This window comes from Neobacillus sp. 114, from assembly GCF_030127045.1.
In the GTDB taxonomy this organism is placed as follows: domain Bacteria; phylum Bacillota; class Bacilli; order Bacillales; family Cytobacillaceae; genus Neobacillus; species Neobacillus rhizophilus.
Genome location: NZ_CP126144.1, coordinates 3128178 through 3143970 on the forward strand (window position 1 = coordinate 3128178; position 15793 = coordinate 3143970).

14 protein-coding genes are annotated in these 15793 nt (G+C 41.3%); 3 read left to right on the forward strand and 11 right to left on the reverse strand.

Annotated elements, in window-relative coordinates; genetic code table 11:
• Window positions 1–50 precede the first annotated feature (50 nt).
• From QNN06_RS15295 to QNN06_RS15325, 7 genes are all read right to left on the reverse strand, one after another.
• Window positions 51–197 carry a hypothetical protein gene (locus tag QNN06_RS15295; protein ID WP_213115544.1) on the reverse strand — a complete coding sequence of 49 codons (147 nt, stop codon included), beginning with the start codon at window positions 195–197 and terminating at the stop codon, window positions 51–53.
• 110 nt (window positions 198–307) lie between these two features.
• Window positions 308–1492, reverse strand: coding sequence for an MFS transporter (locus QNN06_RS15300; protein WP_284037847.1), 1185 nt, complete (start codon window positions 1490–1492; stop codon window positions 308–310).
• A gap of 254 nt (window positions 1493–1746) precedes the next feature.
• On the reverse strand, window positions 1747–2460 hold the full coding sequence (locus tag QNN06_RS15305; protein WP_249366378.1) for a type 1 glutamine amidotransferase: 714 nt from the start codon (window positions 2458–2460) through the stop codon (window positions 1747–1749).
• A 33-nt stretch (window positions 2461–2493) separates the two neighbouring features.
• Window positions 2494–3840, reverse strand: coding sequence for a glutamine synthetase family protein (locus QNN06_RS15310; protein WP_284037848.1), 1347 nt, complete (start codon window positions 3838–3840; stop codon window positions 2494–2496).
• A gap of 2 nt (window positions 3841–3842) precedes the next feature.
• Window positions 3843–5033, reverse strand: a complete 1191-nt coding sequence (locus tag QNN06_RS15315; protein WP_284037849.1) for a M20 metallopeptidase family protein — start codon at window positions 5031–5033, stop codon at window positions 3843–3845.
• Window positions 5034–5047: 14 nt separating this feature from the next.
• Window positions 5048–6412 (reverse strand): APC family permease, encoded by a 1365-nt coding sequence (locus QNN06_RS15320; protein ID WP_213115540.1) that lies wholly within the window; start codon window positions 6410–6412, stop codon window positions 5048–5050.
• Window positions 6409–7578, reverse strand: coding sequence for an amidohydrolase family protein (locus QNN06_RS15325; protein WP_284037850.1), 1170 nt, complete (start codon window positions 7576–7578; stop codon window positions 6409–6411). The genes QNN06_RS15320 and QNN06_RS15325 overlap by 4 nt, the downstream gene beginning before the upstream one ends.
• A gap of 318 nt (window positions 7579–7896) precedes the next feature.
• On the opposite strand from QNN06_RS15325, the gene QNN06_RS15330 reads away from it, so the two are divergent.
• A complete protein-coding gene (locus QNN06_RS15330) occupies window positions 7897–9660 on the forward strand; it encodes a sigma 54-interacting transcriptional regulator (protein WP_249366377.1) in 1764 nt (587 codons plus the stop codon).
• Window positions 9661–9674: 14 nt separating this feature from the next.
• On the forward strand, window positions 9675–11003 hold the full coding sequence (locus QNN06_RS15335) for an aspartate aminotransferase family protein (protein ID WP_213115538.1): 1329 nt from the start codon (window positions 9675–9677) through the stop codon (window positions 11001–11003).
• A 255-nt stretch (window positions 11004–11258) separates the two neighbouring features.
• Here the strand turns inward: QNN06_RS15335 and deoD are convergent, their stop codons facing one another.
• Together deoD and QNN06_RS15345 are read right to left on the reverse strand one after the other, a co-directional pair.
• Window positions 11259–11972 (reverse strand): purine-nucleoside phosphorylase, encoded by a 714-nt coding sequence (gene deoD, locus QNN06_RS15340; protein WP_217034751.1) that lies wholly within the window; start codon window positions 11970–11972, stop codon window positions 11259–11261.
• A 132-nt stretch (window positions 11973–12104) separates the two neighbouring features.
• The gene (locus tag QNN06_RS15345; RefSeq protein WP_307851961.1) at window positions 12105–12674 is read right to left on the reverse strand and encodes a YitT family protein; all 570 of its coding nucleotides are present in this window, start codon (window positions 12672–12674) and stop codon (window positions 12105–12107) included.
• Window positions 12675–12834: 160 nt separating this feature from the next.
• Between QNN06_RS15345 and QNN06_RS15350 the strand changes: the two genes are divergently transcribed.
• Window positions 12835–13959, forward strand: coding sequence for a CAP domain-containing protein (locus QNN06_RS15350; protein WP_213115535.1), 1125 nt, complete (start codon window positions 12835–12837; stop codon window positions 13957–13959).
• A gap of 106 nt (window positions 13960–14065) precedes the next feature.
• On the opposite strand, the gene QNN06_RS15355 is transcribed toward QNN06_RS15350, so the two are convergent.
• Complete coding sequence (locus QNN06_RS15355) at window positions 14066–14767, reverse strand: 3-oxoacid CoA-transferase subunit B (protein ID WP_213115534.1); 702 nt, start codon at window positions 14765–14767, stop codon at window positions 14066–14068.
• Between the two features lies 1 nt (window position 14768).
• The gene (locus QNN06_RS15360; protein WP_213115533.1) at window positions 14769–15455 is read right to left on the reverse strand and encodes a CoA transferase subunit A; all 687 of its coding nucleotides are present in this window, start codon (window positions 15453–15455) and stop codon (window positions 14769–14771) included.
• Between the last annotated feature and the right edge of the window lie 338 nt (window positions 15456–15793).

A 15793-nucleotide genomic window follows, 5' to 3' on the forward strand; every position in this document is an offset into this window, starting at 1 on the left:
ATGAATGTATTAACACGACATATACAAAAAAACGCCATTTCTGGCGTTCTTCATGACAATTGGTTGTTATTTTCATTTATCATCTCTTTAACATCTTGAGAAATTTTATCGAAGGTTTGATTCACTCTATTCATAATAGCTTCATTGTCTGTTTCTTTTGATGGGTTTTCGGAAATTTGGTTATGCTCTTTTTCCATAAATTTCACCTCCACTTTTATGGTGTGTTATTATGGAAAATTTTATAACTCCATAGCAATGAATGAGAAAATAAGTTGACATAACATAATTACAAACAACAAAAGGTTACCTACGAAGACTTGCCTCTATATTTTTTGAAAAATAAAAGAAAGAAAATGAAGGTAACAGCCCCTAGAAAGCTGAATCCTGCAATTACCGAGATATTTGATGATATTAAGCCAAAGCCAATACCGACGATGAAGGTAATTCCTCTCTCTATTAATGATTGAAAGGATTCAATTGTTGCTCTGATTTCGGAACTACCGCTATGGTGAAGGTACCCTGATACAATAGGTTCCACCACCCCGCTTGCCAAAAAAACGAAAATTAGCATCGCAACACCCAACCAGCCGGGAAACATGGCGCTAAAAATAAACCCGCAGGCAGTGACCCCAAGAACGTAAAGAATGATGGTTTCCGTCCGAAAATAATTTTTTAAATATGCCGCTATTAGATTCCCCGGAATCCTAGCAAGTGAAATCAATGCAGAAAACAATCCAAAAAATATGACGGAAAAGCCGATCTCATCCAAATACAGCTGCCAAAACTCATCCAAGTATTTCACACAAGCAGAAATGGCCATAGCGTGTGTAATAACCACAAGTAATCTAGGTTTGTTTTTAAAGAAAGCTATTGCGCTAACAAAATATTCCCGCCATCCAACCGTTTTGGTCTGTTTATCTACGAGCAGCTTTTTAGACGGAGGTTCCCTTAAAACAACAGTCATTCCAAAAGCAATTAGCATGCTTGCCGCGGAAAGAATATAGTTAAGCTCAAATCCATAATATTTAGCCAATGCACTCCCTGAAAGTGCTGCCAGGATTGCCCCGAAAAAATCAAGCGAATTCAGACTTCCAACTATTTTTTCAAATGATTCTTGCTCGTTAGTCACCTTAAGCGTGTCATATAATAGAGCATTCAATGATCCACTCCGGCAGGCACTTGAAATCCCGGCAAGAAACACGACTAAGGCAAAAGTCCAAAAGTTAAAGGCAAACAGAAGAATGATAAATTCCAGCATGGATAAAAAGGATCCAATAACAAGCATGGCCTTTCTGCCAAACTTATCAGCCAATATCCCCGTTGGAATCTCTAAGCCGACAATCGTGACGGCATAAATGATTTCACAAAAAACAACCATCAACACCGTCATGCCCCGCTCCTGCCAAAACAACCTTTCGATTACATACGCAGGAATTAAACTCCGAAAAAATACAATGAAATACAGTTTATGAACATTTTTATTAAAATCCATTTAGCCACTCCTCCACTATTTGTATTTAATCGTTACAAATAGCTAAGGTGGTGGACGGATTTTAAGTTGTTTGAATTAACAAGGTGGTCTTACCATGTTCATACCAACATCTCCATTGAAATAGTTTTACTTATGATTATAATATCTCTTAAGGACCTCTGGATACAAATATTTTCCATTTATAAAAATCAAAACCTGGTCAATAAAAAAGCAAGCACTATTAACATAATTAGTGCTTGCATAGTCAGTTGTATTTATTTATGAAACTTTTTTAAAAATCCCGCTTCCATATTATTTAGCAACGTAAATAATACAGACCTAGCTCCATCGATTGATTCCTTCTGCTTTATCCATGTTACGGGTTCTTGGATATAGCTTTCAGGTGTGATTTGATCTCCAAAGGTACCCTGAAGGAATTCAATAATCTCCTCAGAAAATTCAGGATGAAACTGCAGTCCAACCACCCTTTCCCCAAAAGCAAACGCCTGGTTCTTGCACCCTTCACTATGTGCGAGGTTCCTGACTCCCTTTGGAAGTTCAAAAGTATCCCCGTGATACTGGAACGCATGAAATGTGGAAGGTACTCCATTAAAAAGTGGTACTTCTCCCGCTTCAGGAGTTAGCTCAATTGGATGCCAGCCGATTTCCTGATGGGTATGGGGATATACCTTACCGCCTAAAACATCAGCCAAAAGCTGTGCACCTAAACAAATCCCCAGCACCCTTTTATCCTGATTGATTGCTTCTTTAATAAAGTTTTTTTCGTATACAAGCCACGGATAAAGCTCTTCCTCATATGCTCCCATTCTCCCGCCTAGAATCACCAGCATGTCAAAATCGTTCATCGAGGGAAATGCTTCATTTTCATAGACGATCGTGCATGATAAAGAATAATTTCTTTCCAAAGCCCAATCTTCAATTAAACCTAATGTGGCTAATGGGTCATTTTGTAGATAATGTATTCTCAATTTTCTTCTCCCTTGCTTTGTTTAAGAGGTTTCTTAAAATCTGGCAGAAAAAAGATTTCGTTCCCACTCACTTACATAGCGGGAATATTTGTCCCATTCTGTTCTCTTAATCTTGATAAATTCTTCCCAAATCGATCTGCCGATGGTTTGGGCCAACACGGAATCCTGTGCCAAATAATCAACCGCTTCCTTTAAGCTTCTTGGCACCCAGCTAATATTTCTTTCCTTCAATTGGAAATCGGATGCAGCACTTACATCGAAATCAACTGGTTCGCCTGGATCAAGCTGGTTTTGAATACCTCTTAAACCTGACGCTACCAAACAAGCTGCTAAAAGATACGGGTTGCACGTTCCATCCGCACCGCGGTATTCGAAACGTCTAGCTCTTCTTTTCTCTGGTATACGTACCAATACCGAACGATTTCCTGAGCCGTAACAAATATGGGCCGGTGCCCAGGAACCAGGCTGCATTCTTTTATAGGAATTAACACTTGGTGCCCCAATTGCTATTAAAGAAGAACCATGCTTCAAAAGTCCTCCGATAAACTGATAAGCTTTTTCGGACATATCAAGTCCGCGTTGGTCTGTCGGATCTTCAAAAAGGTTTTCACCAGCCTCATCGTACAGGCTGATATGGACATGTAGTCCGCTGCCGGCTAAGTGTTGAAAGGGCTTAGGCATTAATGTCCCAACCATTCCTTTATCGCGGGCAATCTGCTTGAATAAATGCATGAAAGTGACTTGGTCATCTGCCGCTTTTAAAGCGTTGGTGTATTTTAAATTGATTTCAAGCTGGCCAGGGCCATATTCACTTGAGATTTGCTCAGTTTTAACTCCCATGCCTTCAAGGGAATAAACAAAGTCTTGGATGAAATCCTCTTGCAAATCGGCGCCCTCGGACGAGAAACAATGGCTGTTATCGGCAGGAACAAGCTGTCCACCTTGGTCCTTTAAAAGGTAAGCCTCCTGCTCAAAAGCCATGTACATTTTTCCGCCTAGGAGCGTTTCTACCTCATTTAATAACCGTTTCAACGCACCTCTTGGACAACCGTGCCATGGTTCCCCATTAATATCAACTAAGTCACACAGCATGCGGGCAGTATTCTTTCGGTAAGGAAGGATAGCAAAAGTGCTCGGATCCGGTACTGCGAAGAAATCTCCATCATTCGGACCATAGGCAGGATTCGGAATATACTCGTCAAATGTATCAAAGCTCATAATGGCTGTACTAAAATTGACTCCCTTTTCCATTGCATCCTCAAGCTGTGCCGGACGAATCGTTCTTCCGCGCGTTACGCCGGCATAATCAAGAAATTCCACACGGATAAATTCAATCTTTTCTTTCGCGACAATATCTAGTACCTGTTCTTTTGTTATCATATTTATTCGACTCCTTTATGCAATCTTCTCATAATGACATGGGTGAATAGCTCGACCCCAACGGGAATGATCGATTCATGAAACTCAAATTGCGGATGGTGTAAATCAAATGCAGGTTTCCCCTCCTGAGCGACTCCCAGCCTAAAATACGTACTTGGAACTTTTTCGGCAAAAGCCCCAAAATCATCCGCACCCATCGATGGCTCCTTCAATTGGAACACATTTTCCGTTCCGAGAAGCTCTTTTGCACCTTCCTCCAATTCTTTCGTCACCCAATCGCTATTGATAACCGGAGGATGGCTCTCTTTATAGTTGACGATTGCCTTACCGCCAAAGACTTGGGCGATATTCTGGCACATTTCTGTTATTTGTGCAGCTAGTCTTTTTCGAGTCTCTCTTGTAACTGCCCTTGTTGTCCCTTCCATTACTACCTTGTCTGCGACAACATTGCTGGCAGTTCCTCCGCCAATTTTTCCAACATGGACCACAACAGGCTCCACCGGATTGCTTGCCTTTGTGACTAACGTTGGCAAAGCTTGAAGAATCTGCGAGCTTATCGTAATCGCATCGGTCGCTCGATGAGGCCGTGCACTATGGCCGCCTTTTCCTTCTACAATAATTTCAAAATCGTCGCAGGAAGCGGTAATTGCTCCATATTTTACACCGACCGTCCCATGCGGGAGGTGAGGCCACAAATGAAGAGCCAGCATGGCATCAACAGACGGATTTTCTAAGACTCCTAGTTTAATAAGCTGCTCGGCCGCCCCATCTGCTTCCTCTCCTGGCTGAAAAATGCAGCGGACTCTCCCTGACAATTGGCTCCTTAAATGATATAACTGATAAACCGTTCCAAGGAGAATCGTCGTATGGCCGTCATGGCCGCAAGCGTGCATAACCCCTGGGTTCTTCGATGAAAAATCGAGACCGGTTTGTTCATGGATCGGAAGGGCGTCAATATCCGCCCTAATTCCAATATGTGCCCCATCGCCGTTTTCCCCGATAATATCTACGAAAATACCAGTTTCACCAATATCTTGATAAGGTATCCCCCACTCTTCCAGACAGGAAGCAATAAAGCGAGAGGTCTCATGCTCCTGAAAGGAAAGTTCAGGATGCTGATGGAGATGACGGCGTATTTCATATAGTTTTGTTTCAAGGTCTTTTTGTACTTCTAATTCCTTTTTGGTAAGCACTGTTGAATGCCCCCTTACATTGTTGTATCTTTACTTGAAGTGTTTGATAGATTTTTAGATTTATTAAATAACTTAAATAGCACATACAGGACTACCATGCCTATTGCGCCGCGAACCAAGGTCATTGGCGAACCGACAAAGGTTCCGTAGAAGACGATTCCAATTCCCACGAAGCCAAGAACCGGGAATAACGGATAGAGAGGTTGTCTCCAAGGAAGCTGTTTTACCTCTTGCAGAGCTTTCTTTCGATATAAAATTCCAGCAATAAGTGCCAATGTCCAAGAAACCAACCAGGCTAGAACCAATTGAGTAGAAAGTTCAACATATAGGAAATCAGGATTCAACACCCCTAAAACGACTAATCCTACTGACAACGCCCAAACCACGATAATTCCGTAAACAGGTGTACCAGTCTTTGGATGAACATACGCAAAAAAGGAAGGTAAAAATCCGCTCTTTGCCTGTGCATAAAAAATCCTTGATGATGCATAAAGTGTACCCATTAAAATACAGGTAGCTGCCGCAATCCATGCGGTCATATTCATGATGTAGGCACCGGCAACACCAAATACCATTCCTGCAGCTTCAGTAAATGGAGAACTATCCATGGTGATTTTGTCCCATGGAATTAATCCCTGCAATACAGCTTGTGCTGCTGAATACAAAATAAGGAAAGTTAAACTAGACCAAATTAACGCTTTTGGCAGATCCTTTGGATTTTTTACCTCTCCTCCAGCAGTTGCCAGCGTAACTGCACCTAAATAAGCGTAGGTTCCAAGTGGAATCGCTGACCAGAACCCATCCATTCCGTGTGGCAAAAATGGTGTGAAGTTTTCAAAGTTCATATCTTTGATGCCGATGATCGAGAAAAGAGCCATGACGAGGGTCATGATCACGACGAGAATCAACTGTGTTCTGGCAGCGATTTCTGTTCCAAGAATATTCAGTACAGCAAAAAGGGTAATAAAGAAAATGGCAAAAAACATTGGCCATAAATCACCTTTTAGCTGCGGGAAAAACCACATGGTAATTTTTCCTAATGCGAGCCCAACACTTCCACCGGCAATAACCCAGCCGAGTGCAAAGGTGAAACCAGACAAAAAGCCCCACCATTTTCCCATAAAGCGCTCAACCCATGTAGACATGGCTCCTGCAGTCGGCATTCCGACAGCCAGCTCCCCTAGCGCAATCATTAAGAACAACTGCGACAATCCTGCTACACCATAGGCTAGAATCGCTCCAGGTCCCGCGGTCGCAATCCCCTGCCCCATTAATAGAAAAATCCCATCGCCAATAACGGCACCTACACCCAGTGCCCAAATTGACCAGTAGCCAAGCTTTTTCTGTGATTCAAGCCCTAATTGATTATTGTTGCTCATCCAATCGCCCCCTTTAAATATTTCTGATAAACATTTTCAAAATTACGGAATAGGACCATTTCTCCGATGACTCTTGCTGTTTCGGCATCCATATAATCGGATTCTACCCAAGAGGTTAATACCTCCTCGAAGCACTCCTTAAATAAATGAACGCCAAGCCAGTTCATTTCCGGTACCGTAAAGGCGTCTGAACCATACATCACCTTATCAAATGGCGCAAATTCAAATACTTGTGAAATTATTCGCTTGACCCCGTGGCCGCTGAATGGATTCTGCAAGGAAATATCCATATAAACATTAGGTAAAATACTGACAATGAATGCCGCTTCTTCCACCCAAGGATAGCCCCCGTGAACTAGATGTACTTTTGTATCTTGATATTTCTCATCTCTTAGCATATCTAATAAAAAACTAGGGCTTGCTTTTGTCAGCACCACTTCACCGTCTCCAACACCTGTGTGAATATGCATAACCTTATCCGATGAAGTACATTCCTCCATGGCAACATGCAAGCAATAATCGCGAAAGCTTTTCACCGTTGCCCTTGTGTTAGCTCTAAATTCTGCATATTCTTCGGCAGCAAGCTGTTCATTCATAGGCGCAATTTCAAGACCACTGCGATAAGCAATAATCGACTTTAAACCCACTACCCCAGCTTTTTTCAACTCATTTGCTAAATCTGAACGATACTGCTCTTGAAATTCTACAAATGTTTGGCACTCTTCGCTTAAACGGACCATCACTGGTTCAATTCGATAAATCTCCCAGATTCGCGCTCCGCATAAATCTGCATATTCAGACTTCAAAAGTGGTGGCTGCGGATACCCAAAGTCCCCAACGATTCCGGTAATATTGGCATCCTGAAAAAGCTCCCGTGTATACTTTTTGAAATCTACTGCCCTCATATTTCGCTGTTCCACAACAGCTTCGAGCGTCGGCTCGCATGAAAAATATTTTGCTAAACGCTGAATCAAAATTTGCACCCACATGTTACTTCCCGGATATGGCTGTTTAGCAACCCGCTGATAGTTTTCTGGAATTTGATTCGGAATGACAGCAAGCGACAGCTTTCTTACAAACTCATCCGGTGTATAAGGCTCCGAATTGGCTATATATGGATGTGCATGGACATCAATCGCTTGACAGTCCTCTAATGATACTCTCATTTGATTCCCTCCTTTGTTGTATGTCGAAATTCTTGCAAATTTCGTGCCAACTTTTAAAATTCAGAAAATAATTCAAAAATCCTTATTATAACAGGTAAAAAATAAAATTCCTTATTAACAAAGGCTATAATTTCCGAGAAAAAATTTTTTCTACCGAAAAATATTTTTCGGTCATTCTTTTTCACTTTTACTAAAATTCAAAATATATGTTTTGCGCCTGCTGTAATTATGATAATATTTTGAAAATGGGACATTTACCTTTATTAAAGCGACAAAAATTTTTCGCTAATTATTTTTCGTGTTAGACAGGTGATGAAATTGAATGTTGATCAGCATCCAATATTAGAAGAAGTTTGGAATCATACCTTTGATTGTATGATGGTAATCAATGAAGATGGAAAAATTATTTCCTTAAACCGCCCAGCGGCAAGGTTATTTCAAGGCAGTCCCTCCACCCTAATCGGATCTTCTGTATTTGAACTTATTCCTTCTGAAGAATTTGAGAAGTGCTTTCAGAAAAAGGGAAAAACGGGGATCCCGATTTCTTTGGGGACCAAGCAGTTTGTCGGGAATATTGGCTGCCATGAAAACATGGATAAAAGTGTTACCTACTATTTATTTTTAAAAGACATCACTCATGGTCAACAGCTACAGGAACAAATTAATGATATGAATAAAGTCAGGCAATTATTTGACGTTATCCTTGACCAGATTGAACAAGGGATTTGTGTTATTGATGAACACGGTAAGATTCTTTTTTACAATCGCAAATCTGGGGAAGTGGATTCTTTAGAACCGGAAGCAGTTAGAAATAAACGGGTTCATGACATCTGGAATGTGGATGAACACACAAGTACACTATTGACGACCGTTCGTACAGGAAGAACACTGAATCATCGAGAAACACATTTCACAACAAACGGGAAACCGGTTACGACTCTTGTAAGAACCGTTCCGCTGCTACTTGGAGAACAAAGGGCTGCAGCAATGGAAATTTCGAAGGATATTACAGAACAAAAACAATTAGCTGATACCATTATGGAGCTTCAGAAACAAACAAAGAGTCCTTCATCCCTCCCGTCAACCCCGGCGTTACAAAAGAATCATACCCGTTTTCAATTTGAAAACATTGTTTTTTCAAGCCGGGAAATGGCTCAAACCATCGAACAAGCCAGAAGGTCAGCGAGGTCTAAATCAAATATCCTGATCATTGGTGAAACCGGGACAGGCAAGGAATTGTTCGCTCAAAGCATCCATAATGAAAGCCCGCGGAAAAATAATCCTTTCATTGCTCAAAACTGCGCAGCTCTGCCGGAATCCCTTCTCGAAGGCCTCCTTTTTGGAACGACTGTAGGAAGTTTCACCGGTGCAGTGGATCGAGCTGGCTTATTTGAACAGGCACAGGGTGGAACCCTTTTGCTGGATGAAGTTAATTCGATGAGCCCGAACCTCCAAGCTAAACTACTTCGAGTCCTGCAGGAACGAAAAGTTCAGCGTTTGGGGTCAGCAAAAGTCATTGATATTGATGTTAGGGTGATTGCAACCATGAATGAAGAGCCTCTTGAGGCGATATCCCAAGGTAGGCTTCGGGAGGATTTATATTATCGTCTTGGGGTGGTCAATCTTGTGATTCCACCTTTACGAAATCGAAAGGACGATATCCGGACACTGGCTCACCACTTTATCGCAAAACACGCCAAGGCATTGGATGTATCCGTAAACGGATTAGAAACGGAAGTTTACCAATTCTTTTACCGTTATCACTGGCCTGGAAATGTCCGACAACTCGAGCATGTTATCGAAGGCTGCTTAAATCTTGTTTATGACGAAGACACGATCGGCTTTGACCATTTACCGCCGGTCATGAAAAATAAAATTCAACATAGTGAACAATCTTTAGCAAAAGAACCATCCGTCCAATTATTAGGAAGCATGCCCGAGCAAATTGAAAAACTCGAACGCAGCATGATTGAACAGGCGATGAACCATTCCGGAGGAAACATTACAAAAGCGGCAGAACAGCTTGGTATTTCAAGGCAAAATCTAAATTACAAGCTGAAAAAATATCTTATTTATTCATAAAAGGGGGAACAATTTTGAGCCAGACCTTTTTAAAAGCCGAAGATCAAGTGATTGCCAACAGTTTAAAAATCCGCTTTTTCCCGATTGCTGTTCAATCAGCAAAAGGAACTCGTATCACCAGCCAAAACGGTGCGGAATATCTTGATTTAACAGCGGGCTGGGCCGTTGCAGGAATTGGCTATGGACATCCTAGGGTCAGCAGCAAACTCAAGGAGCAATATGAGAGCTTATCGTTTACCTCCCAGCTTTCTGCACCAGAACCTACAATAGTCTCTCTTGCAGAAAAACTTATCAAAATCACCCCAGGTGATTTTCCTAAAAAAGTTTGGCTGGGTCATTCTGGTTCAGACGCCAATGATTGTATCGCCAAGCTCGTTCCGCTGGCAAAAAACCGGACGCGAATGATTTCTTTTATGGGTTCTTATCACGGACAGACCATGGGCTCCCTTTCCCTCTCAGGACATCCTGCCCAATCGCAATTTATCGGAAGTGGGAATGTGATCAAAATCCCTTATCCAAATCCATACAGGCCACCCTTTGGGGAGACGGTTCGATTAACAGACCAAGTGCTGCAATACCTCGAACAAGAAGTGTTTAAAACGATCTGTCCGCCTGAACAAACAGCAGGAATCATTATTGAAGGAATTCAAAGTGATGGCGGTTTAATTGTACCCCCTGAGGACTTTTTGCCGCGGCTAGAAATGTTGTGCAGGCGTTATGAGATTAGTCTAATATTTGATGAAGTGAAGGTTGGCTTAGGAAGAACGGGAAAATGGTTTTCGTTTGATCACTATGATGTGGTTCCGGATGCCGTAGTCCTCGGCAAATCCCTTGGCGGCGGTCTGCCCATCAGTGCAGTAGTGGCCAGAAAAGAAATTCTTGATGTAGGTACAGGTATTCATATGTTTACAACAAGCGGGAACCCTGTTTGCAGTGCTGCCTCCCTGGAAACACTGCAAATTATCGAGGATGAAAGATTAATAGAAAATGCACGTGTTAACGGAGAATACTTCTTGGAGCAGCTGGAGAAGCTTCAAGAAAAGTACGAATGGATTGGCGATGTTCGTGGAAAAGGTCTTGCCATTGGAGTCGAATTAGTAGAAGACAGACATACCAAAGCCCCTGCTGCCGAAAAAACAGCCGCTATTTGTTATCGATGCTTTGAACTGGGTCTGCTAGTCTTTTATGTCGGAATCAACAGCAATGTTATTGAAATCACTCCTCCGCTTACTATCTCCAAGGAGGAAATTGACCTGGCAATCTCCATTTTGGATCAATCTTTTTCCGATCTTCAGGAGCAAAAAATCAATATGGATTTAGTCAAACAATACGCTGGTTGGTAATAACAAAAGCGCAAGCGTCCTGTTCAGCGGCGTATGGCCTGGAGCTCTCCAACTGAGATAAAGGAAACACGAAGAGCGTTAGCGATTCGATGTTGACTTATCGTAGGGCGGAGAGCGAAGGACACTAGCCGCTAGGGCGCTGAAGCTGGACGTATCTACCCTGGTAACAACCTATCCACAATGACTTAATCTATAATTACCTTGACCTCAAAAAGGGTGTCAGGACTAAGTACCTGACACCTTTCATTTTTAGTTTTATGCCAACTCCAGCGCAACCTCCATCATGTTTGTAAAGGCGGTTTGTCTTTCTTCTGGGGTTGTTTGTTCACGGCGAAGGATGTGGTCGCTTACTGTTAGGATCGTCAGGGCATTTACCCCTGCATAGGCAGCGTTCAGATAAAGTCCGGCTGTCTCCATCTCCACTGAGAGAATCCCCATCTTCTGCCACTTTTCCAGTGCGGTTGGGTCAGCATTGTAGAAGATATCACTGGTCAGGATATTTCCAACATGCACCGGGAGCCCTTTTTGATCGGCCGCTTTCTTTGCTTTGTCCAATAATTCAAAGGATGCAATATTGGCAAATTCACCTGGTAGATTGTATTGGTGGACATATCTGGAATCGGTCGAAGCCCCCATTGCCAATACGAGATCATACAAATTCATATGATCTTGAATGGCTCCACAGGTTCCAATCCTTATTAAATTTTTTACCCCAAAAATATGTATCAGTTCCCAGGAATAGAGGCTCATGCTTGGCATTCCCATTCCTGTCCCCATGACGGAAATTTTCTTCCCTTTATACGTTCCGGTATATCCGAACATATTCCGAACGGAATTGAATTGCTGAGCATTTTCTAAATACGTCTCCGCAATAAATTTTGCCCGTAATGGGTCACCCGGTAAAAGGATGGTTTCCGCAATTTCAACACCATTCGGTTTGATATGCGGTGTTTCTTTCATGTCGTTCATGATATATTCTCCTTTTTGTTATAGCTAATTTTTATTAAGTTCTCGCTTTTAGCCTTTTTTGATTCAGCATTATTAAAATATACCATTAATAGAGATGATTCTCTATTTTTACATTAACCAATTAACATAAAGTCAATAACCTTCAATTAAGGCTGTGATAATCCCTACAGTGACAATGGCCAAACATGAATAAAGAAAGTGATGAACATCTAGAACGGTGAATCCAGCCAAAACAATCAGCCCATCTATGAAAATAATGGTTAGTGCTAGATTGATTGAAAAGCTTCTCGATATAAGTTTAGCGAGTAAATCCGTACCCCCTGTGCTTGTTTTATGACGGAGCATAAGTCCTACTCCAATTCCGATGATGACTCCTCCAACTATCGCACCTGTCAAACTCGAAACGGAAAATTCGTCTCGAAGCGGTGCAAGTAAATCAATAAATAATGAAGAAACTAGCAGCCCTTGAATACTGTTTAAAAAATATGCCTTCTCTTTAAGTAAGGCCAAAAAACAAATAGGGAGACTTAATAAAATCATTGAAATCCCCGTTTGAAATTTAAAAAAGTAATACATAATTAGGGCGATTCCTAAAATACCTCCATCGATTAAATGGTTAGGAATAAAGAACCCATTTACCCCAATACCTAGCAGCAGACTTCCAACCAATGTAGCAAATAATTTCTCAAAAATAATGATCACCTTGTCCAACCTTTTTAATTTTATGATATGAACGTACCAAAAAATTAAGAATAAGCTAATTTGCAACATTTTCTGATAAAATAGGTACTAAACCCATAGAGACACTTATAGATAACAGTAGGATTGGCGAGAATGTGATTAGTAATGGAGGTGGAGAAATTTGACTCGAATATTAGCTATTATTTCATTATTATTTTTATTTAACTATTCAGCCCCGCTAATTGAACAAAAATTAGACCATACCGATAAGGTGCAAGCAATCGATAAAATCCAATCAGAGGTCAATATTCCGGAAATCATGTCAGCGATTGGTCAAATATTTGCCCAAGTTGAACAGCTGCTAAAACAGTTAAACCTAAACTTGGAAGAACTTCCAAAGACACCAAAAAAAGAAGAACCGATTGAAAAAATTGAGCTGCAAACACCTGACAAACAACTCTTTTCTATATCAAATATTGAATTAGGCCAGACAAAGGAACAAATTGAGATGAATGTAGGAGCAGCCAAACGGTCTTCCCTTAATGAGTATGGGAGCGATTGGTACGCCTACCACAATAATTACCATAATTTTTTTATGGTGATGTTCGATGAAAACAATAAAGCTTCAGGGGTATATACAGATCAAGATTTAATCTCTTCTACAAATGGAATTAAGCGCGGAAGCCCAAAGGACGAGGTTCATACAATCCTGGGCAATCCTCTAAAGCAAATTCAAAAAGGACGATATGTCTATCAGTTTGAGGAAGACAGGGATTATGATGTATATTTGCAGGATAATGCGTATGTGACCATTTTTTATGATAAACACGAGGGCAATACGGTAACTGCAATGCAGATGATCAGAAAAGACATTGAGGATAAGAAGGCTGATTTTTACACGAAAGCAAGTCCTGAATTAAAAGAGGGCTTTGAGTACCAAATGTTTGATTTAACCAATGCTGCTCGGGTGAATCATCAGCTTCCTGTCCTGACATGGGATGATCATGTGAGAGAAACGGCGCGAAAGCACAGCTCGGATATGGCTGTGAATGACTATTTTGACCACACGAATCTTAAAGGCCAATCTCCGTTTGATCGAATGAAACAAGACGATATTATTTTTCGGTTGGCCGGAGAAAATCTTGCCTATGGACAATTCAGCAGTATTTTTGCACATGAAGGGCTGATGAACTCGCTCGGCCACAGGGAAAATATTTTGCGTGAAGGATATCGATATCTTGGTGTAGGCGTCGCATTTAATAACGAGTCGCACCCTTACTATACAGAAAACTTTTATGCAAAATAGCCTCCTCCCCACCCCAAACAATTACAAGCGGAAGAGACCATGAAGAAAGGAACCCATTCGAGGTTCCTTTCTTCATTGATATGATGTTGTTTTTGACACCAAATTTCTACTTTAAAACAAGTTGCTCTTCTGGAGTGGAATCTCTCTTTACCCATTTGAAATCATCTGCAATTTCGTAGGAAGCAGGTGTCATTTCCTTCAACTGTTCGAAAGTAAGTTCATCCACCATTTCTACCAGATAAAGCTTCCCTTCTCGGAATTTAAAGACAGCATACTCAGTAACGATTGTGTCGACGCGATTTTTTGCAGTTAAAGGATATGTACACTCCGGAAGGATTTTCGGTTCTCCTTTAGGCGATAGGTGCGTCATCGCGGCAATCACACGTTTTGCTCCAACAACAAGGTCCATTGCGCCCCCTACACCAAGAACATCCTTTCCTGGAACTGCCCAGCTAGCAATATCACCGGTTTCAGAAACCTGCAACGCCCCGATAACAGTGGCATCAAGATGGCCGCCGCGCATAATACAGAATGATAGAGAACTATCAAAGTAGGAAGCATGCGGCAGTGCGGTAATTGGCTGAACACCTGAAGCATTTACTAAATCCATGTTTTCTGGATCTACAACAAAATCTGGTCCAGGTTCTGGTCCGGCACCCAGAATACCGTTTTCGGAATGCAGTGTAACAACTCCCTTTGGCAAATAATCTGCCACCAGGGTTGGGATTCCAATTCCAAGATTCACACAACCTAATGATAACTCCTGAGCACAACGCCATGCTATATAATGCTTAACAGAATAGCTCATCTTACACTTCCTCCCTTTTGACAACGATATCAACAAAAATAAATGGTGTTACAATCTTATCAGGATCTAATTCACCAATTTCCACAATTTCGTCTACTTCCACAATCGTTAATTTGGCTGCTGTCGCCATCGCTGGGTTAAAGTTTTGTGCTGTCTTTTTATAGACAAGATTACCCGCTTTATCAGCCTTATGGGCACGGATAATAGCTACATCAGCAGTCAGCGATTGCTCAAGGACATGCTCCCGTCCGTTATATGTACGTGTTTCCTTCCCGCGTGCCAGATCAGTTCCCGCAGCTGTTGGGGTAAAAAATGCCGGAATCCCTGCGCCGCCTAAACGAATCGCTTCTGTAAATGTCCCTTGCGGCAATAACTCGATTTCAACACTTCCCTCACGATTCGCTTTCACAAGTTCCTTATTTGTTGAAAAGAAACTTCCTACTACTTTTTTGATGCGATTTTGCTCAAACAAATCATTCAGAATGGACACACTTCCAAGACTATTTGTGATTAGGGTAAGATCTCGGAGCTCTTCCCGTTTAACTAACGCCCTCGAAAGATGACGCGGCATACCAGGGAAACCGAATCCCCCTACCATAATACTGGAACCTTCGGGAATTTTTCCGATTGCCTCGTCTGCTGTTAAGAATTGCACCTTCGTTTGAATCTGTTCAATCGTATCGTTCATCCTGCATTCTCCTTATGAGTTTACTGTTTTCTATTTACATACTAACCGGTTGGTATGTTATCATATTAAATAATAAGACAAGAGGTAATTTTCTGTCAATTGAAATTTAAATAATATTTTTTTCCTTTAAGAATAATAATTTTTTTCGAATTATTCCAAACACAGTTAGCATCAAAGAGTGTCATTATTATAATACAACCATCACAAAACATTGTCATAACAATATTTTCGTGCTTTTTCGACAAAAATCCAAAAATTTTGAGTAATCTGCTAATTTCGTTGACAAAGCTATTATTGCATGTACAATAATAACTGTATTGTTATTCGATTTTTAGTTC

What these genes read in the sequence shown, in the direction of transcription:
- QNN06_RS15355 (WP_213115534.1), bottom strand. Translation starts at nt 14,767, where the DNA reads ATGAGCTATTCTGTTAAGCATTATATAGCATGGCGTTGTGCTCAGGAG.
- QNN06_RS15320 (WP_213115540.1), bottom strand. Translation starts at nt 6,412, where the DNA reads ATGAGCAACAATAATCAATTAGGGCTTGAATCACAGAAAAAGCTTGGC.
- QNN06_RS15300 (WP_284037847.1), bottom strand. Translation starts at nt 1,492, where the DNA reads ATGGATTTTAATAAAAATGTTCATAAACTGTATTTCATTGTATTTTTT.
- QNN06_RS15360 (WP_213115533.1), bottom strand. Translation starts at nt 15,455, where the DNA reads ATGAACGATACGATTGAACAGATTCAAACGAAGGTGCAATTCTTAACA.
- QNN06_RS15295 (WP_213115544.1), bottom strand. Translation starts at nt 197, where the DNA reads ATGGAAAAAGAGCATAACCAAATTTCCGAAAACCCATCAAAAGAAACA.
- deoD (WP_217034751.1), bottom strand. Translation starts at nt 11,972, where the DNA reads ATGAACGACATGAAAGAAACACCGCATATCAAACCGAATGGTGTTGAA.
- QNN06_RS15325 (WP_284037850.1), bottom strand. Translation starts at nt 7,578, where the DNA reads ATGAGAGTATCATTAGAGGACTGTCAAGCGATTGATGTCCATGCACAT.
- QNN06_RS15310 (WP_284037848.1), bottom strand. Translation starts at nt 3,840, where the DNA reads ATGATAACAAAAGAACAGGTACTAGATATTGTCGCGAAAGAAAAGATT.